General features: G+C 64.5%; 22 protein-coding genes. 12 read left to right on the top strand and 10 right to left on the bottom strand.

Annotation, left to right across the window (positions count from 1 at the left end; all coding sequences use genetic code 11):
- Nucleotides 1-801, bottom strand: a complete 801-nt coding sequence (locus tag P6U28_RS06835) for a triacylglycerol lipase (RefSeq protein WP_122404315.1) — start codon at nt 799-801, stop codon at nt 1-3.
- On the bottom strand, nt 801-1,058 hold the full coding sequence (locus P6U28_RS06830) for a DUF6489 family protein (protein WP_122404316.1): 258 nt from the start codon (nt 1,056-1,058) through the stop codon (nt 801-803). Before P6U28_RS06830 ends, P6U28_RS06835 begins: the two co-directional genes overlap by 1 nt.
- Nucleotides 1,059-1,451: 393 nt before the next feature.
- On the opposite strand from P6U28_RS06830, the gene P6U28_RS06825 reads away from it, so the two are divergent.
- From P6U28_RS06825 to P6U28_RS06770, 12 genes are all read left to right on the top strand, one after another.
- A complete protein-coding gene (locus P6U28_RS06825) occupies nt 1,452-3,050 on the top strand; it encodes an ABC transporter substrate-binding protein (protein WP_122404317.1) in 1,599 nt (532 codons plus the stop codon).
- 111 nt (nt 3,051-3,161) lie between these two features.
- A complete protein-coding gene (locus P6U28_RS06820; protein ID WP_407121981.1) occupies nt 3,162-4,142 on the top strand; it encodes an ABC transporter permease in 981 nt (326 codons plus the stop codon).
- A 1-nt stretch (nt 4,143) separates the two neighbouring features.
- Entirely contained in the window at nt 4,144-5,106 is a 963-nt protein-coding gene (locus P6U28_RS06815) for an ABC transporter permease (protein WP_122404319.1), read from the top strand.
- A 13-nt stretch (nt 5,107-5,119) separates the two neighbouring features.
- Entirely contained in the window at nt 5,120-6,106 is a 987-nt protein-coding gene (locus tag P6U28_RS06810) for an ABC transporter ATP-binding protein (RefSeq protein ID WP_122404320.1), read from the top strand.
- Nucleotides 6,103-7,092, top strand: a complete 990-nt coding sequence (locus P6U28_RS06805; protein WP_209295552.1) for an ABC transporter ATP-binding protein — start codon at nt 6,103-6,105, stop codon at nt 7,090-7,092. Before P6U28_RS06810 ends, P6U28_RS06805 begins: the two co-directional genes overlap by 4 nt.
- Nucleotides 7,093-7,180: 88 nt before the next feature.
- The gene (locus P6U28_RS06800) at nt 7,181-8,986 is read left to right on the top strand and encodes a gamma-glutamyltransferase family protein (RefSeq protein ID WP_407121980.1); all 1,806 of its coding nucleotides are present in this window, start codon (nt 7,181-7,183) and stop codon (nt 8,984-8,986) included.
- 9 nt (nt 8,987-8,995) lie between these two features.
- Nucleotides 8,996-9,706: a DUF1028 domain-containing protein gene (locus P6U28_RS06795; RefSeq protein WP_407121979.1), complete on the top strand. Its 711-nt coding sequence runs from the start codon at nt 8,996-8,998 to the stop codon at nt 9,704-9,706.
- A complete protein-coding gene (locus P6U28_RS06790; protein ID WP_122404324.1) occupies nt 9,703-10,692 on the top strand; it encodes an ABC transporter ATP-binding protein in 990 nt (329 codons plus the stop codon). Before P6U28_RS06795 ends, P6U28_RS06790 begins: the two co-directional genes overlap by 4 nt.
- Nucleotides 10,693-10,891: 199 nt before the next feature.
- The gene (locus P6U28_RS06785; RefSeq protein ID WP_122406765.1) at nt 10,892-11,977 is read left to right on the top strand and encodes an ABC transporter ATP-binding protein; all 1,086 of its coding nucleotides are present in this window, start codon (nt 10,892-10,894) and stop codon (nt 11,975-11,977) included.
- A 40-nt stretch (nt 11,978-12,017) separates the two neighbouring features.
- Nucleotides 12,018-13,529: an ABC transporter substrate-binding protein gene (locus P6U28_RS06780; RefSeq protein ID WP_407121978.1), complete on the top strand. Its 1,512-nt coding sequence runs from the start codon at nt 12,018-12,020 to the stop codon at nt 13,527-13,529.
- Between the two features lie 157 nt (nt 13,530-13,686).
- Entirely contained in the window at nt 13,687-14,628 is a 942-nt protein-coding gene (locus P6U28_RS06775; protein WP_209295578.1) for an ABC transporter permease, read from the top strand.
- A 3-nt stretch (nt 14,629-14,631) separates the two neighbouring features.
- Nucleotides 14,632-15,519 carry an ABC transporter permease gene (locus tag P6U28_RS06770; protein ID WP_122404325.1) on the top strand — a complete coding sequence of 296 codons (888 nt, stop codon included), beginning with the start codon at nt 14,632-14,634 and terminating at the stop codon, nt 15,517-15,519.
- Here P6U28_RS06770 and P6U28_RS06765 read toward each other — a convergent pair.
- From P6U28_RS06765 to P6U28_RS06730, 8 genes are all read right to left on the bottom strand, one after another.
- Nucleotides 15,516-16,262, bottom strand: coding sequence for a hypothetical protein (locus tag P6U28_RS06765; protein ID WP_122404326.1), 747 nt, complete (start codon nt 16,260-16,262; stop codon nt 15,516-15,518). The two genes, P6U28_RS06770 and P6U28_RS06765, sit on opposite strands and share 4 nt — an antisense overlap.
- A 9-nt stretch (nt 16,263-16,271) precedes the next feature.
- Complete coding sequence (locus tag P6U28_RS06760) at nt 16,272-17,522, bottom strand: adenylate/guanylate cyclase domain-containing protein (protein WP_122404327.1); 1,251 nt, start codon at nt 17,520-17,522, stop codon at nt 16,272-16,274.
- On the bottom strand, nt 17,519-17,908 hold the full coding sequence (locus tag P6U28_RS06755; protein WP_122404328.1) for a response regulator: 390 nt from the start codon (nt 17,906-17,908) through the stop codon (nt 17,519-17,521). The genes P6U28_RS06760 and P6U28_RS06755 overlap by 4 nt, the downstream gene beginning before the upstream one ends.
- A 344-nt stretch (nt 17,909-18,252) precedes the next feature.
- Nucleotides 18,253-21,348 carry a MexW/MexI family multidrug efflux RND transporter permease subunit gene (locus P6U28_RS06750; protein WP_122404329.1) on the bottom strand — a complete coding sequence of 1,032 codons (3,096 nt, stop codon included), beginning with the start codon at nt 21,346-21,348 and terminating at the stop codon, nt 18,253-18,255.
- Between the two features lie 70 nt (nt 21,349-21,418).
- Nucleotides 21,419-22,612 carry an efflux RND transporter periplasmic adaptor subunit gene (locus tag P6U28_RS06745; protein ID WP_122404330.1) on the bottom strand — a complete coding sequence of 398 codons (1,194 nt, stop codon included), beginning with the start codon at nt 22,610-22,612 and terminating at the stop codon, nt 21,419-21,421.
- A gap of 1 nt (nt 22,613) precedes the next feature.
- A complete protein-coding gene (locus tag P6U28_RS06740; protein WP_122404331.1) occupies nt 22,614-23,315 on the bottom strand; it encodes a TetR/AcrR family transcriptional regulator in 702 nt (233 codons plus the stop codon).
- A 158-nt stretch (nt 23,316-23,473) separates the two neighbouring features.
- Complete coding sequence (locus tag P6U28_RS06735; RefSeq protein ID WP_122404332.1) at nt 23,474-24,064, bottom strand: thiamine pyrophosphate-dependent enzyme; 591 nt, start codon at nt 24,062-24,064, stop codon at nt 23,474-23,476.
- Entirely contained in the window at nt 24,061-24,603 is a 543-nt protein-coding gene (locus P6U28_RS06730; protein WP_162500376.1) for a phosphonopyruvate decarboxylase, read from the bottom strand. Before P6U28_RS06730 ends, P6U28_RS06735 begins: the two co-directional genes overlap by 4 nt.
- Nucleotides 24,604-24,660 lie beyond the last annotated feature (57 nt).

Here is a 24,660-nt window from a genome sequence, read left to right as displayed (position 1 = left end):
TCAGGCCGATACTGCCCGGTCCGGAGGGGCATATGCAATGGCAAACGGCCCTGCCCGGTCAAATGGCCAGAACTCTCCCTCCGGTTGCGCCAGGCGGTCCGCCACGGCCCACAGCACCGCGGGGTTCACGCCGAGCCCGACATGGCTCGCCAGATGCACCTCGATGTTCTCGGCTCGCTCGGATGGGCCGAGCAGACAGGTCCGCCAGTTCACGACGCCGTCGGCCCGCGAAAAGATGGATGTCGCCGGCACCGGCAGATCGCCGGCAATCGCCTCACGCGCTTCCGCAAAATCCTCCACCCTCTCGCCGGACAGCGCCTCGTAGAGCCGCGTGGCGTTGGTCGCCCGCACATCGTTGGCAAAGGGGCTGCCGAGCGTGATGACGTAGCGGACCTTATCGGGCGCCCAAAGCGCGAGATCGCGGGCATAGACGCCCCCGAGGCTCCATCCGATCAGGCTGACCTTGCGTCCCGAGGCGGCATGGATTTCGGTCAAGCGGGCGCGCAGCGAATCCCGCATCCGTCCGAGCCCGCCGAGATTGCGGCCCATCCGCCAGGCATGTGCCTCATAACCGAGCTCGCTGAGATAACGCCGCAGCGGCACCATCGAGAGATCGCTGGCGAGGAAGCCGGGCAGCGCCAGCACCGGATGGCCGTCGCCCCTCGGTGCGCGCATCAGGAGCGGCGAGAGCAGCAGGCTCGCGTTGAACTCGAACAGTCCACGGGCTTCGGCCAGCAGGAGGCCGAGAGCTGGCGGCCGAAGCCGGCCTGGATCCTGCTCCCCGTTCCGTCCGGCTCGCACTATTTCTTCTTGTCGCCGCTGCGCGTGCTACCGAGGCCGGCCATCGCAACGAACATGTCCTGAAACCGCTCTGCGATTTTGGGATCGAAGGTGAACCAGCTCTGGATCAGCGATTCCGGCGAGACCTTGTCGATATTGCTCAAGACCTGCTGCTGCAGCTTGTCCATGACGGCAATCTGCATCGGCGAGACATCCGGCAATCCGAAGAACTGGCGGGCCTCGAGGGGAGTGCAGTCTATTTCGATGTTAACTTTCATGTCCCCTCCTGATGAGATTCGAGCGGCCTGCCCAAGTATCACCGCGACGCGGCGTGCAACGCAAGCGACCTGAGGGGAAGCCGCGGGGGGCCGCTTCGGCAATCGACCGATATGGTCAATCAAATCGCCCGGTCGAGGCCGCAGGCGGACGGCCGAAACGCAGAGGGCCGGCAGGGCCAGTCTCCCTTCTTCCCGAGACTTCACAGGTCAAAGATGTCGTTGGCGGCGGCGGCCTCCCTGGATTGCCGGGCAGCATTGCTGCACAGCGGTGCAAGTTGGCGCGTTCCTTGCTGGAATGGCGCTTGCACGGGTCGAGAACTCTGGGCAACATGGATCGATCGGCCCCGCCGAACAATCAAAAATCACGGTGCGGGCAAGTGGAGAGGGTCAAGAATGTCAGTCGGACGAAGTCTTTTTGCGGCGACGCTCGCCGGTGTGCTTGCGTTGGCAGTTTCGCCAGCGTCGAGCCAGACGCTGCGCTACGCCAATCAGGGTGAGCTCAAGTCGCTCGATCCCTACACGCTGAACGAATCCACCACCAGTGCCCATCTCGGCCATGTCTATGAGGGCCTGGTTGCCCGCGGCAAGGACCTGAAGATCATCCCAGCGCTCGCCGAAAGCTGGGAGACGCCAGAGCCGACGCGCTGGCGCTTTCACCTGCGCAAAGGTGTGAAGTTCCACAACGGCGACCCCTTCACCGCTGACGACGTGGTGTTCTCGGCCGAGCGCGTCCGGGCAAAGGGCTCGAATTTCCAGAGCCGCATTCCCGCCGATGCCAAGGTCGTCAAGATCGACGATTACACCGTCGATTTCATCTTGACCTCGCCCAATCCCATCCTGACGGCGCTGTGGGCGACCTGGTACATCATGGACAAGAAATGGGCAGAGGCGAACGATGCGGTGGCACCGACGCCCGCCGCCGCAACGACCCCGAGCTACGCCTCGCTTCATGAAAACGGCACCGGCCCCTTCATCATCGAGAGCCATCAGCCGGGCGTGAAGACCGTCTTCAAGGTCAACCCGAACTGGTGGCGCAAGCCGGAGCATAATCTGAAGGAGATCATCTTCACGCCGATTGCAAACCCGGCCACGCGTGTCGCAGCCCTACTGTCGGGTGAGGTCGACGTGATCGAGCCGGTTCCAGTCCAAGACATCGAGCGCGTTAAAGCGAGCCCCAACGCCACTGCGCTGACGGGACCTGAGCTCCGCACCATCTTCGTTGGCATGGATCAGGCGCGCGACGAGCTCCTGTACTCCAACGTCAAGGGCAAGAACCCGTTCAAGGACGTTCGCGTCCGCGAAGCCGTCTACCGGGCAATCGACGTCGACCTGATCAAGAATCGCGTCATGCGCGGGCTCTCCACGCCGTCCGCATTGATGGTCGCACCAGAGATCTTTCCCTCGAAGGATTTCGCCCGGCCGAAGTTCGATCCCGACGCCGCCAAGAAGCTTCTGGCAGACGCCGGTTATGCGGACGGTTTCGAAGTGACGATGGACTGCCCGAACGATCGCTACGTCAATGACGCCGCGATCTGTCAGGCCATCGTCGGAATGCTCGCCCGCATCAACATCAAGGTGGACCTGCTGGCGCAACCCAAGGCCCAGTATTTCGCCAAGGTGCTGAAGCCCGGCGGCTACAAGACCTCGCTGTTCATGCTGGGTTGGACTCCGGATACGCTCGATTCCCAGAACGTGCTGCACGACATCATGGGCTGCCGGGACGATCCGAAGGATCCGAACCGCGGCGAAGCCAATCTCGCCGGCTATTGCAACAAGCAGTTCGACGAGCTCGCCGACAAGGTCCTCGTTGAATCCGACTCGTCCAAGCGCGATCTCCTGATCAAGCAGGCCTTCGAACTCTCGATGAAGGATTGGGCCTATATCCCGCTGCACCAGCAGGCGCTCGCCTGGGGGGTGTCGAAGAAAGTGAAGCTGACCCAGCGTGCGGACAACATGGTCATGCTCTACTGGGCGACCAAGCAGGAAGAGTAGGTGTCGACAAGTTGTGAAGTCCCGGAAGCCATTACGGGATTTGGCTTCCGGGACTTGCCGTTTCGGGCTAACGCGATGATGCGTGCTGCTGAAGACATGTGAAAGGAACAGATGCTCGCTTTCACACTGCGCCGGGCCATTCAGGCCATAGGCGTCATGATCGCCGTCGGGACCATCGCGTTCTCGATGTTCCGCTTTGCCGGCGATCCCGTGAACCAGATGGTCGGAATGGATACGTCGGGCGCCGAACGCGCCGCGATCCGCAAGTCTCTCGGACTCGACGATCCCGTGATCGTGCAGTTCGGCCGCTATGTCGGCAACGCCGCACAGTTCAAGTTCGGCGTATCCTACCAATTCCGTCTGCCGGTCACCAATCTGTTGATGGAGCGGATGCCTGCAACGCTGGAACTCGCGATCTGCGCTACCATTTTCGCGATGATCAGCGGCATCATGATGGGAGTTTATTCGGCACTGCGCCGCGACAGTTGGCTCGCGCACGTATTCCAGGCCGTCTCACTGATCGGCATCTCGTTGCCGACCTTCCTGATCGGCATTCTGATGATCTATCTCTTCTCGGTGACACTCGGCTGGCTGCCCTCGTTCGGTCGCGGCGATGTCGTGCATATCGGCTGGTGGACGACGGGCCTGCTGACACTCTCCGGGTTGAAAGCCCTGATCATGCCCTCGATCACGCTGGGACTATTCCAGATGACGCTGATCATGCGGCTGGTGCGCGCCGAGATGCTGGAAGTGATGCGGACCGACTACATCCGATTCGCCCGCGCCCGCGGGCTGACCACGCGCGCGATCCATTTCGGCCACGCGCTGCGCAACACGCTGGTTCCCGTGATCACCGTGGCCGGCCTGCAGTTTGGATCGGTCATTGCTTTCGCGATCATCACCGAGACCGTTTTCCAGTGGCCGGGCATGGGGCTCCTGTTCGTGCAGGCCGTTCAGAACGTCGATATCCCGATCATGGCGGCTTATCTGATGATGGTGTCCCTGATCTTCGTCACCATCAATCTCGTGGTTGATATTCTCTACACCATCGTCGATCCGCGGCTGCGCTCGACGGTTAGCCGGGCGCACTGACATGAGCGAAGCCGTCGTTCCACATACGACTGAGAAGCGGGCTGCGGCCGCGCCTGGCCGGTTCAGGCGTGCGCTCGACAGCGACCTGTTCTATTCGTTCCGCCGCTCCAAGGTCACCATGATCGCGGCCGGCGTGACGCTGCTGTTCTTTCTGCTCGCGATCTTCGCCTCGGTGCTGTCGGCGCAAAATCCATTCGACCCGGCGCAGCTTCAGTTGATGAATTCTCGCATCTCCCCGCTCTGGACCGCCGACGGTCAGAGCCCCTTCCTGCTCGGCACCGACGAGCAGGGCCGTGACGTCCTATCCGCAATTCTTTACGGCTTGCGCATCTCGCTTCTCGTCGGCGTGCTCGGCGTCGTGCTCTCCGGTGCGATCGGCATCCTGCTTGGACTGACGGCCGGCTATTTCGGCGGAGCCGTTGATGGATTGATCATGCGCATCGCCGACGTGCAGCTCTCCTTCCCGGCTATCCTCATTGCGCTTTTGATCAACGGCATCGCCAAGTCGGTCTTTGGCAACAAGCTCGACGAGATGAGCATGCTGGCGGTCCTGGTCTTTGCGATCGGTCTGAGCTTTTGGGTGCAGTATGCGCGCACAGTGCGTGGCTCGGTCCTGGTCGAGAAGAACAAAGATTACGTCGCCGCCGCCCAATTGATTGGCCTGCCCGCACCCGTGATCATGCTGCGCCACGTGCTGCCGAACACCACGGGCCCAATCCTCGTGATCGCCACCATCAACCTCGCTCTTGCCATCATCACCGAGGCAACGCTGTCGTTCCTCGGCTCCGGCATGCCCGAGACCATGCCCTCGCTCGGCACGCTGATCCGCATCGGCAACGGCTATCTTTTCGCAGGCGAATGGTGGATCGTCGCCTTTCCAGGGCTCGCGCTCGCGGCGCTGATCCTGTCGATCAATCTGCTCGGCGACTGGCTGCGCGACGCGCTCAACCCGAAGCTTCGATGAGTATGCCTCGCCCATGACCGAACCCGTCCTTTCCGTGCGCAATCTCCAGGTTGAGTTCGCCTCCCGCCGCGGCACGCTGCGCGCCATCAACGACGTCTCCTTCGATATCGCCAAGGGCGAGGTGCTCGGCGTGGTCGGCGAATCCGGGGCGGGCAAATCCGTGACCGGCCTCTCGGTCATCGGCCTTATCGATCCACCCGGGCGTATCGCCGGCGGCGAGGTTCGTCTGGCGGGCCTGCGTATCGACAATCTGCCGCCCGAGGAGATGCGCCGCGTCAGGGGCAAGCGGATCGGAATGATCTTCCAGGATCCCCTGACCTCGCTCAATCCGCTGTACAAGGTCGGCGACCAGATCGTGGAGACGATCCGGACCCATCTCAATCTATCCGAAGCGGCCGCGCGGCGCCGCGCCATCGACCTCTTGGCCGAGGTTGGAATTCCCGCGCCGGAAAAGCGCATCGACGGCTATCCCCACGAGTTTTCCGGCGGCATGCGCCAGCGCGTGGTGATCGCGCTCGCGATCTGCGCCGAGCCCGAGCTGATCATCGCGGACGAGCCGACCACCGCACTCGACGTCTCCGTGCAGGCGCAGATCATCTCCCTGATCAAGCGTCTCGGCCGCGACCACGGCACCGCCGTGATGCTGGTGACCCACGACATGGGCGTGATCGCGGAGACGTCGGATCGGGTGGCGGTGATGTACGCCGGCCGCGTCGCCGAGATCGGCCCGGTGCAGGACGTCGTGAAGAACCCGCTGCATCCCTACGCCAAAGGTTTGATGGGCGCGATCCCGACGCTCGCCGGAGACGACAAGCGCCTCGTGCAGATTCCCGGCTCCATGCCGCGGCTGTCGGCCATCCCGCGCGGCTGCTCGTTCAATCCGCGCTGCGCCTTCGCTTTCGATCGTTGCCGTGTCGAACGGCCGGAGCCGCTGCCGCGCGGCGCGCAATCGGTCGCCTGTCATCTCTATGACACCGTGCCGGCGGAGAGCGCGGCATGAGCGTTCCCTTCGTCCAGGCCAAGAATCTGCGCCGTGTCTTCGATGTCTCGAAACCGTGGCTCAACCGTGTGCTGGAAGGCGGGCAGCTCGAATATCTGAAGGCGGTCGATCACGTCACCTTCGATATCCGGAAGGGCGAGACGTTTGCTCTGGTCGGCGAGTCCGGCTCCGGCAAGACCACGGTGGCGCGTATGGTCGTCGGCCTGTTGCCGCCGAGCTCCGGCGACGTCCTGATCGACGGCATCTCCATGACCGATCCGCGGCAGGCCCCAGCGCGGCGAAAGCTGCGCCGTCGCATCCAGATGATCTTTCAGGACCCCTATGCGAGCCTGAACCCGCGCTTCCGTGTGGACGCCATCATCTCCGAGCCGATCCGCGCCTTCGACCTGATCCAGGGCGAGCGCGACATCCAGGCCCGCGTCGGCGAGCTGCTCAGCCTCGTCGGCCTGCACCCCGACGACCGGCTGAAATATCCGCACGAATTCTCCGGCGGTCAGCGCCAACGCATCGCGATCGCACGCGCGCTCGCATCGGATGCCGAGTTCATCGTCTGTGACGAGCCGACTTCGGCCCTCGACGTCTCCGTGCAGGCGCAGATCCTGAATCTGATGCGCGACCTCCAGGACAAGTTCGGCCTGACTTACATGTTCATCAGCCACAACCTCGCCGTAGTCCGCCACATGGCGAGCCGCGTCGGCGTGATGTATCTCGGCCGCATCGTCGAGATCGCGGAGGGACGCGAGCTGTTTTCCCGCCCGCGCATGCCCTACACCAAGATGCTGCTGGGAGCCGTGCCTGACCTCGCGATGTCTGGCCGCCAGCGCATTCCGGTCAAGGGCGAGATTCCGAACCCGATCAATCCGCCCTCCGGCTGTGCCTTCAATCCGCGCTGTCCGCTGGCGTTCGATCTCTGTCGCAAGGAGACGCCGGAACTGATCGACGGCGTTGCCTGCCACGCGGTCAACACCGCGCCGGTCACGGCGTGACGCGCGCGTGCCATGCAACCTGCGCATTGCCGGCGACGCATCGGCTGTGATCAATTGCGCGCGCCGAAAATAAGGTGGTGAAAGTCCCATGGGCAGCAATATCAATCCCGATCCGTTCACGACGAGGCCCGAGATCGAGGGCACGTTCGGGGTCGTCGCCGCCACGCACTGGATCGCGACGGCCGTCGGCATGGGCATTCTGGAAAAGGGCGGCAACGCCTTCGATGCCGGTGTCGCGACCGCCTTCACGCTTCAGGTGGTCGAGCCGCATCTGAACGGCCCCGGCGGCGATGTGCCTATCATCGTGCACGACGTGAAGCGTGGCCGCACCGAGGTGATCTGCGGCCAGGGCCCCGCACCGGCACGCGCCACCATCGCGCATTACAAGAGCGAGGGTCTCGACATGGTGCCGGGCACCGGCCTGCTCGCCGCCTGCGTCCCCGGCACGTTCGAATCCTGGATGATGCTGCTGCGCGACTACGGCACCATGCGGGTGCGCGACGTGCTGGAGCCCGCGATCTCCTATGCGCGCGATGGCTATCCGCTGGTCGAGCGCGCCTGCGCCACGATCCAGACCGTCGAGCAGCTGTTCCGCAAGCACTGGCCGACCTCGGCTGCGGTGTACCTTCCGAACGGCGAGGTGCCGAAGCCCGGCACTCTCTTCACCAACAAGACGCTGGCTGCGACCTACGCCCGCATCCTCAGCGAAGCCGAGAGCGGCGGCGGTGGCCGCGACGCCGAGATCGAGCGTGCGCGAAAAGCCTGGTCGCAAGGTTTTGTCGCAGAAGCCATCGACAAGTTCTGCCGCACCCAGGAGGTGATGGACGTCAGTGGCTCCCCGCATCGCGGCGTGCTTTCCGCCGACGACATGGCACGCTGGCAGCCGACGATCGAGGCCCCGCTCACCTACGACTATGGCCGCTACACCGTCTGCAAGGCCGGCGTCTGGAGCCAGGGGCCGGTGACCCTGCAGCAGCTCGCGCTGCTCAAGGGCTTTGCCCTCGACGGGCTCGATCCGACCGGACCGGAGTTCATCCACCTCCAGATCGAATGCGCCAAGCTCGCCTTCGCCGACCGCGAAAAGTTCTACGGCGATCCCAAGTTCACCGAGATTCCGATCGGAACGCTATTGTCTGATGCCTATAACGACGAGCGGCGCAAGCTCGTCACCGACAAGGCTTCGCTCGATTTCCGGCCCGGCTCTGTCGAGGGCTTTGGCGGCGAGATCAAGCTGCGCCGTGCCGAAGGCCAACGCGAGGCCGTCGGCGCGCTCGGCGCCGGCGAGCCCACCGTGGGACGTTTTGGCGAGGTGCGCGGCGACACCGTGCATTTCGACATCATCGACAAGGCCGGCAATATGGTCTCGTCAACACCGTCCGGCGGGTGGCTGCAATCCTCGCCGATCATTCCCGAGCTCGGCTTTTGCCTGGGCAGCCGCGCCCAGATGTTCTGGCTGGAGGAAGGCCATCCCGCCGCGCTCGCGCCGGGCAAGCGGCCGCGCACGACACTGTCGCCGAGCATGGCGCTACGCGACGGCGAGCCCTATCTCGCCTGGGGTTCGCCCGGCGGCGATCAGCAGGATCAGTGGATCACGCAGTTCTTCCTGCGCCACGTCCATTGCAACCTCAATCTTCAGGAAGCCATCGACGCACCGGCCTGGCATTCCGAGCATTTCCCGATCTCGTTCTGGCCGCGCACCGCGCGCCCCGGCGTGCTCGTGGTCGAGAATCGCGTGCCGAAGGCGACGATCGAGAATCTGCGCGAGCGCGGGCATATCGTCGAGGTCGGCCCCGATTGGTCGGAAGGCCGCCTCACCGCGGCCTCGCGCGTCGGGGTCCGCCGCCGCGCTGCCGCCAATCCGCGCGGCATGCAGGGCTACGCCGCGGGACGCTGAAGGCAACACATGACCTGGTCGATCATCGCGCGCGATCCTGCCACCGGCCAGTTCGGCATCGCCGTTGCGACCCGGTTCTTCGCGGTCGGCGCGCGTGTGCCCTACATCGCCGCCGGCCTCGGCGCGATCGCGACGCAGGCCTTCGTCAATCCCTACTACGGCATTGATGGCGTCAAGCTCTTGCGCGAGGGCCTCAACGCACACGACGTGCTCGCCACGCTCCTGACGACCGACGACGGCCGCGAAAGCCGCCAAATCCACATCATGGATGCGAGCGGCGAGATCGCGGCTCACACCGGGCGCGACTGCATCGACTGGTGCGGCCATATCGCCGGCAGCGGCTTTTCGATCGCCGGCAACATGCTCGCCGGCGCCGATGTCCTGGACGAGACCGCGAAGACCTATATCGCCAATGACAGCCTGCCCTTCCCGCGCCGCCTGCTCGCGGCGATGCGCGCGGGCGAATCCGCCGGCGGCGACAAGCGCGGCAAGCAATCGGCCGCGCTCGTGATCCATCGCGAGGAGGAATGGCCGGCCCTCGACATTCGCGCCGACGACCATCCCGATCCGCTCGGCGAGCTCGAACGGCTCGAGCGCGTCAGCCACGAGCTCTGGGTGCATTTTCGCGACTCGCTGCCGACGCGCCGGAATCCCGCGGGCAATACCGATCGCAGTGTCATCGACGCCAGCATCGCTGCGGCGCGCGCGAGAGGATCATGAGCGCCAGCCCTCTCATCGAGATCAGCGATCTGCGCATTCGCTTTCATGGCGACGACGGCCGCGTCACTCACGCGGTGGACGGCGTCGATCTCAGCGTCGCCAATGGCGCGACGCTCGGTCTCGTCGGCGAATCCGGCTGCGGCAAGAGCGTGACGTCGCTCGCGATCATGGGCCTGCTGCCGAAACAGAGCGCCGAGATATCAGGCGCGATCCGCTTTGACGGCTTCGACCTGCTGACGACGCCCGACGAGACGCTGCGCGACCTGCGCGGCAATCGGCTGGCGATGATCTTCCAGGAGCCGATGACCTCGCTCAATCCGAGCTTCACGATCGGCGACCAGATCATCGAGACCATTTTGCGTCATCGTGGCGGGTCGCGGAAGAGCGCACGCGAGCGGGCAATCGAGCTGCTGCGCCGGGTCCACATCCCTTCGCCCGAGCGGCGCATCGACGAATATCCGCACAAGCTCTCCGGCGGCATGCGCCAACGCGTGATGATCGCGATGGCACTCGCCTGCGACCCTCGCCTCCTCATCGCCGACGAGCCCACCACCGCGCTCGACGTCACCCTGCAGGCCCAGATCCTGGAGCTGATGCGCGAGCTGAAGGCGGCAAGCGGTGCTGCGATCATCCTGATCACCCACGATCTCGGCGTCGTCGCCGAGGTCTGCGACGAGGTCGCGGTGATGTATGCCGGCGAGATCGTCGAACGCGCACCGGTGGATGAATTGTTCTCCGCGCCGCAGCATCCCTACACGGTCGGCCTGCTCGGCTCGATCCCGCGGCTCGACCATCGCGCCGAGCAGCTGGCAACGATCGAGGGCATGGTGCCGAACATGGCCCAGCCGCCCGCCGGTTGCCGCTTCGCCGCGCGTTGTCCCTTCATGCTGGACGCCTGCACCAAGGCGCCGCCGCCGCTCGTGGAGATCAGCCCGGGCCATCTCTCGCGCTGCATCCGCGCGCCGCTCGAACCGTTGGTGTCGTGATGGCGCGGCTCTCTCCTCTCGTGCGCCGGGCGCAGCGCAGCACAAGCGAAGCGCCGTGGTGCGCTGCTGAACCGGGGCCCACGTCGCGGCAGGCTGGGTACCGGTTCAGCGTCGCAACACACTGGACGATGCTTCGCATCTCCAGGCGTGTTGCGCCGCGCCCGGGACACGAGACCTGGGTCCGCAAGGAGCAGACGCGATGACCGCGCTGCTCGAGGTCGAGAGCCTGGTCAAGCATTTCGTCGCCGAGCGGTCGCTGTTCGGCCGGGCACTGGCGCATGTCAAAGCGGTCGATGGCGTGTCCTTCTCGCTGGAAGCCGGCAAGACGCTGGCGCTCGTCGGCGAATCCGGTTGCGGCAAGTCGACCGTCAGCCGGCTGGTGCTGCGGCTGATCGAGCCGGATGCCGGCAAGATTCGCTTCGGCGGCCGCGATCTGCTCTCGCTCGACGCGGGCGGCTTGCGCGCCTTCCGCCGCGAAGCGCAGATCATCTTCCAGGATCCTTACGCCTCGCTCAATCCACGCATGACCGTCGGCCAGATCCTGACCGAGCCGCTGGTACTGCACGATCTCGTTCCAGCGGCGCGGCGGGCCGCGCGGGTCGCCGAGCTGCTGCGGCTGGTCGGGCTGGAGCCGCGGCTGGCGCGGCGCTATCCGCATGAATTCTCCGGCGGTCAACGGCAGCGCATCGCGATTGCCCGCGCCCTCGCCGTTGAACCCAAGCTCATTATCTGCGACGAGCCGGTCTCGGCACTCGACGTCTCGATCCGCTCGCAGATTCTCAACCTGCTGCGCACGCTGCAGGACCGGCTTGGTCTCGCCTACATCTTCGTCTCGCATGATCTCGCCGTGGTCAAGCACATCGCCGACCATGTCGCGGTGATGAATCTCGGTCAGATCGTCGAGACCGCGGAGGCGGACGCATTGTTCGCCGCGCCGCGCCATCCCTACAGCCGCGCACTGCTGTCCGCGATCCCCGTGCCCAAACCGCGGGCAAAGAGCAGCCGGATTGTGCTGCAGGGGGAGATTCCCAGCGCGCTCAATCCGCCGACGGGATGCCGCTTTCACACCCGCTGCCCCTATGTGATCGAGCGTTGCCGCACTCAAATGCCGCAGCTCGTACCGGATGGCACCGGACATGCAACGGCCTGCCACCGAACGTCGGAACTGCCGTCTTCCGCGGCGATCGTCCCGTCCGACGGCGGCTTCTCGCCGGTTCTGGAAAAATTGGTCGCCGCGTTCAGCAGCGGCCCGGAAGCAGCACGCAGCGGCGGGGTTAGTTCGTAGAGGACGAGACCCGGCAGCCATAGAACAGAGGTTGAGAGCGATGAGCTTCATGCGTTTGACAATCCTGGCGTCGGCTTTGCTGACGTCGCTCGTGGGCACGGCCCAGGCGCAGACAACGCTTCGCATCGGCATCGCCGAGGACCCCGACATCCTCGATCCGAGTGTCGGCCGCACCTATGTCGGTCGCATCGTGTTCTCCGCGGTCTGCGACAAGCTGTTCGACATCGACGAGAAGCTGAACATCGTGCCGCAGCTCGCGCTCTCCCATGAGACCTCGGCCGACGGCAAGGAGATGACGATCAAGCTCCGCCCGGGGGTCAAATTCCACGACGGCGAGCCGCTGGATGCGGAGGCCGCAAAATTCTCGCTCGAGCGGCACATGACGCTGCCGACCTCGTTCCGCAAGTCGGAGCTTGCCAGCGTCGACCATGTCGAGGTGGTCGATCCCCTCACGATCAAGCTGGTGCTCAAGACTCCCTACTCGCCCCTGATCGCCCAGCTCACCGATCGGTCCGGCATGATGGTGTCGCCCAAAGCGGCGAAGGAAGCCGGCGACAAGTTCGGCCTGCATCCGGTCTGCGCGGGCCCGTACAAATTCGTCGAGCGCGTCCAGCAGGACCGCATGGTCTTCGAGAAATTCGCCGACTATTGGAACAAGGACAACATTCATATCGACCGCGTCGTCTTCCTGCCGATCGTCGACGCGACGGTGCGCCTCGCCAATCTGAAATCCGGTGCGCTTGATCTGATCGAGCGCGTGCTCGCCACCGACATCAAGGACGTGCGCGCCGATTCCCGGCTCGTGCTGTCGACCGCGCCCGAGCTCGGCTATTACGGCCTCACCGTCAACATCGGCAACGACAAGAGCAAGGGACCGCTGAGCCAGTCGGCCAAGGTCCGCCAGGCACTCGATCTGTCGATCGACCGCGAAGCGCTCAATCAGGTGGTCTTCAACGGCGAATTCACGCCCGGCAATCAATGGGTCAGCCCAACGCATCCATATTATCAGAAGGCATTTCCGGTCCACGGTCGCGACATCGCGAAGGCAAAGGCACTGTTGAAGGAAGCCGGCGTGACCACGCCTGTGACGGTGGACTACATGATTCCCAAGGGGGCGGAGAACGAGGCCGTCGCACAGGTCATCCAGTCGATGGCTGCGGAAGCGGGCTTCGACATCAAGATCCGCGCCGTCGAGTTCGCGACCACGTTCAAGCAGGCGCAGGCCGGTGAGTTCCAGATATTCCAGATCAACTGGAGCGGCCGCATCGATCCCGACGGCAATTCCTACATCTTCATGCGCAGCAAGGCGCCGCAGAACGACGGCGTGTATTCGAACCCGGACGCCGACAAGCTCATGGAAGACGGACGCATGACGTCCAATGTCGAGGAGCGGAAGGCGATCTACGAGAAGCTGGCGAAAATCCTGCTCGACGACTTGCCGATCATCTACATCTATCACCGCAAACTCCTGATCGCGCACACGAAGAAGCTCGAGGGCTACCGGCAGATGCCCGACGGGCTGGTGCGCGTGGTCGGGCTGAAGTTCAAGTGATGGAGCTGGCGATGTGCGCGCGTCCCGGACGCGGCGCAGCGCACAAGCGCTGCACCGGTGAGCCAGGGCCCATGGCGACGGCGAACCGCGGCCGCTGGGTCCCGGTTCAGCGGCGCAACATGGCATGTTGCGCGGCGCCCGGCACACGTGGGGCATCATGCTGAACTTCCTCGCTCGCCGGATTGCGCAGATCGTGCCGACACTGTTCTTCGTGTCGGTGCTGATCTTCTCGCTGCAACAATTGCTGCCCGGCGACCCCGCTTTGGTGATGGCCGGCGAGGAGCGCGATCCCGCCGTGATCGAGCAAATCCGCCGGCAACACCGGCTGGACCAGCCAATTCCCGTGCAGTACGTCTACTGGCTCAAGGGCGTTCTGTCGGGCGATTTCGGCGAGTCGCTGCGCAACAAGATGCCGGTGCGCGAGCTGATCGCGCAGAAGCTGCCGGTGACGCTGCAGCTCGGCTCGATGGCGATCCTGATCGCGTTCTTCATCGGCATTCCCGCCGGCATCGTCTCCGCCGTGAAGAAGGGAACGGCATGGGATTATGGTGCCAATCTGTTCGCCCTCTGGGGCATCTCGACGCCGAATTTCTGGCTGGGAATCCTCCTGATCTTCCTGTTCTCGATCAAGCTCGGCTGGCTGCCGGCGTCGGGCTATGTGCCGCTCACCGAGGACTGGCGCGCGAGTCTCGCCGCCACCATCATGCCGGCCTTCGTGCTCGGCAACGCGATCTCCGCGATCCTGATGCGACATACCCGCAGCGCGATGCTCCAGGTGCTGGAAAGCGACTACGTCCGCACGGCTCGCGCGAAAGGGCTTTCCGAGCGCGTGGTGATCCTCAAGCACGCCATGCGCAACGCGCTCACGCCCATCATCACGCTCGGCGCGCTCGAGCTCGGCACCTTGTTGTCCGGCGCGGTGCTGACCGAGCAGATCTTCTCCATTCCCGGCTTCGGCAAGCTGATCGTGGATGCCGTCTTCAACCGTGACTACGCCGTGGTCCAGGGCGTGGTGCTGGTGACCGCCACCGTCTACATCACGCTGAACCTCGTCGCCGACGTCGCCTATATCCTCGTCAACCCGCGGCTGAGGGGCTAGGCGATGACGGACACAACGCTCCCAGCCAACCCCACCACGCCAGTCTATGAGCTGGACAGCCCGGCGCGCCGCGCGCGGCGGCGGCTGTTCAAGCGCAAGGCAGCCGTGTTCGGGCTTGTCGTGATCGCGATGTTCATCGCGCTTGCCGTCTTTGCGCCCATCGTTGTGCCCTACGATCCCATCGCGACGAGCTGGAGCCTGGTACGCAAGCCGCCGACCGCGGCGCACTGGTTCGGCACCGACGAGCTCGGCCGCGACATCCTGAGCCGCGTCGTCTACGGCGCGCGCGCCTCGCTGCTCGCGGGTCTCATCTCGGTCGCGATCGCGCTCGGCATCGGCGTGCCGCTGGGCCTGCTCGCCGGCTATCGCGGCGGCTTCACCGATGCGCTGATCAGCCGCATCACCGATGCCATGCTGGCCTGCCCGTTCCTGATTTTGGCGATCGCGCTCGCCGCCTTCCTCGGCCCGAGCCTCGGCAATGCCATGATTGCGATCGGCATCTCCGCAACTCCGATCTTCATCCGGCTGACCCGCGGCCAGGTGCTGAGCGTCAAGGCGGAAGACTATGTCGAGGCCGCGCGAGCGCTCGGCAACCCGCCCTGGCGGATCGCGTTCTCGCACATCCTGCCGAACATCCTGCCGTCGCTGCTGGTGCAGGCGACGCTCTCGATCGCCGCCGCCATCATTGCCGAAGCCGCCCTCTCCTTCCTTGGTCTCGGCCAGCAGCCGCCGGCGCCGTCCTGGGGCAGCATGCTCAATGCGGCACAACGCTTCCTGACCCAGGCGCCTTGGATGGCGATCTGGCCGGGCCTCGCGATCTTCCTTGTCGTGCTGTCGCTGAACCTGCTCGGCGACGGCCTGCGCGACGCGCTCGACCCGAGGCAGCGCTAGATCACCAACTCGCGCATCACGCGGCGGCAATCCATCTCGTATTCGAGATCGACCACCGGCGGCCGCGCAAAGTGCCAGGTCAGGCCGGAGCGGAGCGCGCCGCGGCGGACCAGTTCGTCCACCAGCGCATGGTGGAAGTCGTGCACGGAATAGGCCTGCACGCCGGTCGTGTCCTTCCAGCCGAAGCCGAAGGCCGCCATCCGGTTTTCCATCTGCGACGTCGTGGTGAAGCGCACCTTCTCCCGCAGCCCCTCGGGGCTGAGGTCGCGGTAGCGCACCGTGCGCTCGACATAGGTGCCGCTGCCCTCGCGTGCCTCCGCGCCGCCGGCGATGACGAAGCTCGGCAAGTTTGACCGCGTCGGGCGCGTGAAGGAGAACGCATAGAAGGACGGCTCGGATGGTGGATCGATTTCCGGACAGACATTGCTGCGCGCAACCGGATTGCTGGTACCATCGAAGATACCCCATTCCGACAGCGTCTTCACATAGTGCAGGTTGAACGCGCGGAAGCCTTCCTCGCTGAAGGCCGCCGGTGAGCGCAGCTCGCAGGCGCAGAACGCCGTCAGCGGACGCCCCGCCTCCTGGATGAATTTTGCGGCCAGCGCAAAACCTTCCGCGAGCGGCACCAGGCGATCGAAGCGGACGCGCTCGATCTCGTAGCCCTCATCCGCGACGGCGCCCGCGGAATACTGGAACACGGAAGGAATGAAACGGTAGTTGCCGGCGGAGAATTCGCGCGTCATGACGGACTCCTATTCCAATTGCATGCGAGTGCCCTTGGCGCCGTTGAGCAGGCGCTTCAGGTGAAAACCGGCCAGCGGATCGTCGGCGTGCATGCCGACCAGTGCGGCAAAGGCCGGCATGGCACCGGCATCGCCCGCCTCCATCTTGGCGAAAGCCTCGGAATAAAGCGCGGTTTCCGGCGCTTCGAACTTGGCCCGCGGCAGCGGTTCGAACGCGCGCAGCGGTTCGCTGCGGCCACGGAGTATCAGGTCGCCCACGGGACGCCCTTGAAAATTCTCGGCCGCTTCGGCCACGCTGGCGCTGACGCAAATGCGGGTGCCCAGATGTTTGTTGGCTGCTTCGAGACGCGCCGCGATGTTGATGGAGTCCCCATAGGCCGTGTAGTCGAAGAAGCGGTTGCCGCCGAAATTGCCGACCAGCGCCGGCCCGGCGTGAATGCCGATGCGCGTCGTGCCGATGTTCACACTCTTGGCCTTCTGCCGCGCGCAAAAATCCTGTGCCCAGGCGTCGAGATCATGGGCGCAGGCAACCGCGCGCGTCGCATAGTCCGGCTGATCGCCGGGCGCATTGAACAGCACCTGGATCGCATCGCCGATGATCTTGGCAACGGTCCCCTCGTGCGCGAAGACGATCTCGGTCATCCCGCCGACATACTCGTTGAGAAGCTCGCCCAGCGTCTCGGGCGGCGCGCTTTCGACCAGCGAGGTGAAGCCGGTGATATCCGTGAAGATGGTCGCGACGTTGCGCCACTGCACTTCGATCCCCTCACCTTCGCCACCGGCCGCCAGGCGCTTGGCGAGCTCAGGCGAAAAATGACGCGACAGCGCAGCATGGGCGCGCTCTGCCGCCACCTGGCGGCGCCGCACCTCTCGCAGCATCTCCACGTGGCGAATGGTTTTATCGATCGTCGCTTCCAGATCGGCGAAATCGATGGGCTTGGTCAGGAAGTCGAACGCGCCGCGGTTCATGGCTGTGCGGATGTTGCTCATGTCGCCATAGGCGGAGACGATGACGGTCGATTTCTTGTCCTCGGTCTCCTGGAGCTTTGCCAGCAGCGACAGCCCGTCCATCCGCGGCATGTTGATGTCGGAGACCACCATGTCGACATGCGGGTTCTCCTCGAGCGATTCCAGCGCCTCCAGGCCGTCGCGCGCGAAGATGAGCGCGAGCTGCCCATCGCGAATCTGCCTGCGGAATTTCTGCAGGATCAGCGCCTCGAGGTCCGGCTCGTCGTCGACGAAAAGGATGGTCGCAGTCATGCGGCTTGCTCGAGCCTCGTGTCGATCTCCTGTCGCAGCAGCGCGAAGTCGATCGGCTTGGTAAGAAGGCCGACGGCGCCGCGCTCGATCGCCTTTCGGCGCGTCTCGGCGTCGCCATAGGCCGTAATCATGATGACGGGTACGTCCGGATGCGCGGCGCGCACCTTCGGCAGCATGTCGAGCCCGCTCATGCCGGGCATGTTGACGTCCGACAGGATCAGGATCAGCGAGGGATCGCGGACCTCGGCGGCGCGCTTGAGCGCGTCGGGGGCCGAGAGCGCGAACTCCATCTGGAAGCGGCCGGCGCGCAGGTCGCGCCGGAACTGCTGCCGGAACAGCGCTTCGACGTCCGGCTCGTCGTCGACGACCAGGATGTAAACGTTCAAGTCTTGCCTCCAGTAGTTCGGCCCGCCGCGATCATGCGCGGCAGCGTCATGATTTGGAAACTACACCTGCCTTGGTGTTCACGTCCGCGGTGAGCCTAGAGCATGCCCCCGAAAAGTGCGCAGCGGTTCTCCGAAAAGACCATGTCCAAGACAATAACCTAAAGCGCGAATGACGACTCACCCTAATCTCGCGCTTCAGCAAGAAGAACCGCTCCCTCTCGCAAGCGGGCTAAGGAACCGTCCCGCGGCTGAGGCTGCAGCCGCATGCCGCCCATACAGGGACACGACGAAAAGGGCGGCAGCGGATGACCGCTGCCGCCCTCGGGACCGGTTTGCGTTGCGCCTCAGGTCGGCCGCAACACCTTTGTGCCAAGGTCGAGTTCGTTGACCTGTTTGTTCCGCTCGGAATCGGCCGCCGCGCGATGGTCGGTCGCCAGCACCACGTAGACTGCCGGCAGCACGAACAGCGTGAACAGCGTGCCGATCGACATGCCGGCGACAACCACGAGGCCGATCGAGAATCGGCTGGCGGCGCCCGCGCCGGTTGCAGTCAGGAGCGGGATCAGGCCGGTCACCATCGCGGCCGTGGTCATCAGGATCGGCCGCAGGCGGATGCGGGCCGACATCTCGATGGCCGAGCGGCGGTCGAGCCGTTCATTGACCTGGAGCTCGTTGGCGAACTCCACCATCAGGATGCCGTGCTTGGTGATCAGGCCGACCAGAGTGAGCAGACCGACCTGGGTGTAGATGTTCATGGTCGCCACGCCGAAGAACAGCGGGATCAGCGCGCCGACGATCGCCATCGGCACCGAGATCATGATGACCAGCGGATCGCGCAAACTCTCGAACTGCGCCGCCAGCACCAGGAAGATGATGATCAGGGCGAAACCGAAGGTGATCGCGAGTTGGTTGCCTTCCTGCACGTATTGACGGCTGTCCGCCAGATAGTCGTGGCTGAAGCCCTGCGGCAGCTTCTTGGCCTCGCCTTCGAGGAAGTCCACCGCGGCGCCGACGGTCACACCGGGCATCGGCACGGCCGAGAACGTCGCCGAATTGAGCTGGTTGAAGTGGGTCAGCGAATTCGGGTCGGTCTTGGTCTCGATGGACACCACGGTCGACAGCGGAAGCTGCTGACCGGTATTGGTCGTCACGTAGTAGCCGCCGAGCGATTCCGGCGACAGCCGCTTGGCGCGCGGCACCTGCGGGATCACCTGGTAGGACCGGCCCTCGAGATTGAAGCGGTTGATGTAATTGCCGCCGAGCAGCACCGCGAGCGTCGAGCCGAGGTTCTGCATGTTGACGCCGAGGTCCTGCGCCTTGGTGCGGTCGATCGTCACCTTCACGTTCGGCTGGTTGAAGTTGAGATCGCTGTCGGAGACGATGAACATGCCGCTCTTGCGCGCGGCGTCCTTCAGCTTCTCCATCTGTTCATAGACCGTCTGGAACCCGGCCGTGGAGTTGATCACCATTTGGATCGGCAGGCCGCCCGGTCCGCCCGGCAGCGGCGGCAGGTTGAACGCGAAGGCCTGCACGCCCTCGATCTTGGAGAGCTCGGCCTGCACCAGCGGCTTCAGCTGGATCGACGAGCGCTTGCGCTCGTCCCACGGTTTGAGCAGCATGCCGGCGATACCGCCCTGCGGACCGTTGATGCCGTTCAGCACGAAGCGCAGATCGGTCTCGGGGAACTTTGCGAATTCCTTGTCGAGCTTCTCGCCATAGAAATCGAGATAGTCGATGTTGGCGTATTTCGGCGCCTTGGTCACCGCGAACACGATGCCCTGGTCTTCCTCAGGCGCCAGCTCCTTCGATGTGTGCATGTAGAGGAAGCCGACGAGGCCGAGGATCGTGATCGCGAACAGGCCGGTGATGGCCTTGTAGTCGAGCGAGCGATCGAGCTTGCGCCCGTACCAGCGCGTGATCGCGCCGAACACCCGGTTCACGAGCTTGGCGAAGCGCCCCTCTTCGGTGTTCTTCAGCAGCACCGAGCACATCATCGGCGACAGCGTCAGCGCGATCACGCCCGACACGATCACCGAGCCCGCGAGCGTGAAAGCGAATTCGCGGAACAGCGAACCGGTGAGGCCGCCGAGGAACCCGATCGGTGCGTACACCGCCGCGAGCGTGATGGTCATCGAGATGACCGGTCCCACGATTTCGCGCGCGCCTTGCAGCGAGGCCTGGACCGGCGACTTGCCCTCCTCCAGATGGCGGTGGATGTTCTCCACCACCACGATGGCGTCGTCGACCACGAGGCCGATCGCGAGCACCATCGCGAGCAGCGTCAACAGGTTGAAGCTGAAACCCAGCGCCAGCATGAGTGTGCAGACGCCGATCATCGACAGCGGGATGGTGACGACGGGAATGATGACCGAGCGAAGCGAGGCCAGGAACAGGAAGATGACCACGATCACGATGATCACGGCTTCGCCAAGCGTCTTCTCCACCTCGTCGATCGAGGACTGGATGAATTTGGTCGAGTCATAGGCGACCTTCATCTTCATCGAGGGCGGCAAATTGCGCTCCAGCTCGGGGAACAGCGCGCGAACGCCCTTGACCAGCGTCAGCGGGTTGCCCTGCGGCGTTGCCTGCACGCCGATGAAGATCGCGTGCTCGCCGTTGAAGGCGACGCTGGCATCCGTGCTCTGGGCCGCGAGCTCGACGGTGGCGATGTCTTCCATCCGCACGAAGCCGCCGTCCTTGGCCTTCACGATCATCTTCTTGAACTGATCGACATTGGTCAGGCCCGTATTGGTCGAGACGTTCGAGACGATCAGATAGCCCTTGGTCTGACCCGCCGCAGACTGGAAGTTGTTGGCCTGAATGGCAGCGGCAACGTCGGCCGGCGACACGTTGCGGCCGGCCATCTTCACGGGATCGAGCCACAGCCGCATCGCAAACGTCTGGCCGCCCAAAATGTCGGCCGAGGCGACGCCGTCGACGGTCGACAGCACCGGCTGCACCACGCGCGTCAGATAGTCGGAAATGGCCGAGCCCGACAGCTCCTCGGACGAAAAGCCGAGATACATCACGGCCGTGGTCTGACCCGTTGTCTTGGTGACGATCGGATCGTTCGACTCCTTCGGGATCAGGTACTTCACCGAATTCGTCTTCGCCAGCACCTCGGTGAGCGCCTGGTTCGGATCGAAATTCAGCTTGATGTAGACCTGAATCGTCGAGGTGCCGAGCACCGAGGACGAGGTGATGTAGTCGACGCCCTCGGCAGAGGCGACCGCCTGCTCGATCGGCGTGGTGATGAAGCCCTGGATCAGGTCCGCGGACGCGCCGGGATAGACGGTCGTGATGTTGATGACCGTGTTCGACAGTTTCGGATATTGCCGGATCGGCAGCACCATGGCCGCGCGCAGTCCGATCAGCAGGATCAGCAGGCTGACGACGACCGACAGGACCGGGCGCTTGATGAAAATATCGGTAAAGGCCATCGCGGCGATCTCGATTTCTATGTCTCAAGAAGCGTGATCCGGCTTGGCCGGATCACGCGAATGTTAGGTGTCAGTACCGCGGCGCCTGCGCCGGGATTGCCGGGGTCGGGTCAGTCGAGATCGACACCGGCGCGCCCGATTGCAGCTTGAGCTGACCGACGGCGACGACCTTGTCGCCCGCCTTCAAGCCCTTGACGATTTCGACGCGGCCTTCGACCCGGTTGCCGGTCTGCACGAAGGTGCGTACCGCCGAGAGGCTGGTCTTGCCGTCCGCTTCCTTCTTCTCGGTGATCACGAACACGGAGTCGCCGTAGAGCGTGTAGTCGACCGCGGTTTCAGGCACGGTGATCACCGCCGGCTTGTCCGGCAGCACCACCGTGGTGGTCACGAACATGCCGGGCTTCAGGATCTTCTCCGGATTGGCGATCGTCGCCTGCACGCGGATGTTGCGGGTGTCGGCTGCGATCTGCGGCTCGATCGTGGTGATCTTGCCCTCGAAGGTGCGACCAGGATAGGCGTCGACCTTGAGCCGCACGGTCTGGCCGACCTTGAGACTGCCGGAATCCTTTTCGGTCACCGTGAAGTTGGCCCACAGCTCCGACAGGTCGGTCAACGAGACGATCGCCGTGCCGGCCGTCAGATACTGGCCGACCTCGACCTTGCGCATGCCGAGATCGCCGGAGAACGGCGCGCGCACCAACTTCTGCGAGATCAGCGCCTCGGTTTTGGCAATGCCCGCCTGCGCCTGGTCGTAAGCGGCCTGCGCCTGGTCGACGGTCGCCTGCGGGCCGAACTGGCGAGAGGCCAGCTGCTTGGCGCGGTCGAGCGAGAGCTGCGCGACGGTCGCCTGCGCCTTGTAACTGGCTAGGTCGCCCTGCTCGGGCGTGTCGAACAGCTGCACCAGCGGCGTGCCGGCCTCGACATGCGTGCCCGGCTCGAACTTGATCTCGGTGACGCGACCGTTGACGTCGGCGCTGACGTCGACCTGGTGCACCGCGACAAGGCTGCCGACCGCAGTGAGCAGGTTCGGCACCACCTCGGACTTCGCCTCGGCTGCGCTGACGGCCGTCGGCGGCGGCTTGTTGTTGGCGAAGAACTGCTTGATCATCTGGCCGCGGAAGTAATTGAACCAGACGAGGCCACCGACGAGCACGGCCAGCAGCGTGCCGACGATGATGAACCAGCGCACCGGCCGGACCGGACGCTTGGGAGCCTTGTTGTCGATCGGTTCGCCCGAAATCTTGTGTTCGGCTACGATGTTCATGTCATGCACTTTCTGCAATCGCGGCCTTGCCAGCACCTGCGGCCTGATTGCGGCCCAGATGCGAAGCAATTGCGGCGTCGTTAAGTCCGATACCCCTCAGGAGAAACTCACAGAGCTGCCGCTCGAGGTCGCCAGCCTTGCCGTACGCGAGGCAAGGCGTGGCCGGCAGCCTGGTCAGCGCAGCCGTCATCACCGTGTGATGTGCAAACCAGAACAGGTTGAGCGGATCGCCGCTGAATGGCCGCGCGTCACCGCTGGCGACCGCACGCTCGAGCGAGGCGACGAAGACAGCCCCGATCAGCTTCTCGATCTTGGCATATAGCAGACGGGCGAATTCGCCATCATCCAAATGACTCGTGGCCATCAGTCGCAGGCGCTGCGCCTCTTCCTGGTCCGGCCCCTCGACGATCTCGAGGAAATGCTCGACCATGCCACGGATCACTTCGACGAGGGTGGCGGTCGACGGCTCCCGCTCGAGCAGCTCGATCAAAGCCGGATCCGCCTCGCATTCGTCGCTGAGGATTTCGGCGTAGAGCGCCGCCTTGGACGGGAAATGCTTGAACAGCAACGCCTCGGAAATGGCAGCGGCGGCCGCCACGCTCTTCGTCGTGGTGCCGTTATAGCCGTGTCGGGCAAAGCAGCGCTTTGCGGCGCCGAGGATCAATTGACGCCTCAGGTCGCTCGTCATACGCAATGAGCTCATGCTGGGTGAGTAAGCACTCACCCACGCAGAAGTCAAGCACTATGTTGCATCGCAACCTGCATGCGGTGTGAAGCTAGTGGAGAATATCCAGCCTGCACGGCACGCGTGCAGGACAGATGCCAAAGGATGCAGAGGATGCAAAGGATGGGGCGGACCGCCTAAATCGGCTGGAAGCCCAGGTCGGCGCGGATCCGATTGACGACGTAGGTCCCGTCCCGGGTCGGCAGAATTCGCTCCAGATTGGCGCTATCGATCTTCACATTGGCAAATCGCGGGCCCCCCGACACCTCATGGATGGCTTTGGCGAAGGCCTCGACCTCCGCCATGGTCGTGACGGCCCGGCTGTCATCGATGCCGCAGGCCCGGGCGACGCCGACGAGGTCGGCGGCAGCCGAGGTGTGGCTGGTCTGGCCGCCGGTCTCGCCATAGGCCTCGTTGTCGAGCACGGCGATCGAGAGATTGGCGGGCTTCTGCAGCCCGATGGTGGCGAGGCTGCCCAAGCCCATCAGCATCTCGCCGTCGCCGGTGATGACCAGCACCGGCAGTTTCGGCTGCGCTAGCGCCAGACCCAGCCCGATCATCGCCGCACCGCCCATGCCGCCCCAGAGATAGAAGTTGCGGGCATGGTCGCCGGCCGCGCACATGTCGTTGGTGGAGGCACCGAGGCCGCCGATCGCAACGACGTCTTTGCGGTTCGCAAGCAGGGTGGAGACCACCTGTCGGCGGTCGAGGAGATTGGCCTTGCTCATTTGGTGAAAACCTTGGCGCCGATCAGGCGCTGCGACAGAAGGACGGCGGTGGGCGTAAGCGCGTTGTAGGCCTGGGCTGCGGCGGCCTCTAACACCGCCGGCACCTCGGCTGCGTGCGAGGCGCGCAATACCTGGACGCCGGAGAGCTCGAACACGCCTTGCGTGGTCGAACCCATAGGCACCTGCCAGGGATTGAACTCGCCCCACTCGCCACGCATGGTCACCAGCGTGAGGAACGGAAAGCGCAGGATCGGGATCAGCGAAAGCATGTTGATGCAATTGCCGACGCCGCTCGATTGCATCAGCAGCACGCCACGCTGTCCGCCGGCCCACGCGCCGGCGAGCAGCGCCACGCCTTCCTCCTCGGTCGTCAGCGGAATGCCGCGCATGGTGGAGGAATCCAGCACGCGCTGGATCAGCTTCGAATGACCGGCGTCAGGCACGTAAGGCACCTGTCGCACGTCGAAGCGTTGCAAGGTCGCGAAGATATCGTCGGGCCAGTTCGGCGCCGTGTCGGCAGCGTCAGCGCGTGCGTGCATTTTCCCGTCCGGTCGGCTAGCAAGGTGCAAAGACTGTAGGCGCATGCGCGCGCCGAC

It is taken from the genome of Bradyrhizobium sp. STM 3561, from assembly GCF_045571455.1.
Taxonomy (GTDB): Bacteria; Pseudomonadota; Alphaproteobacteria; order Rhizobiales; family Xanthobacteraceae; genus Bradyrhizobium; species Bradyrhizobium vignae.
This window is presented reverse-complemented; position numbering and strand designations above follow the sequence as displayed.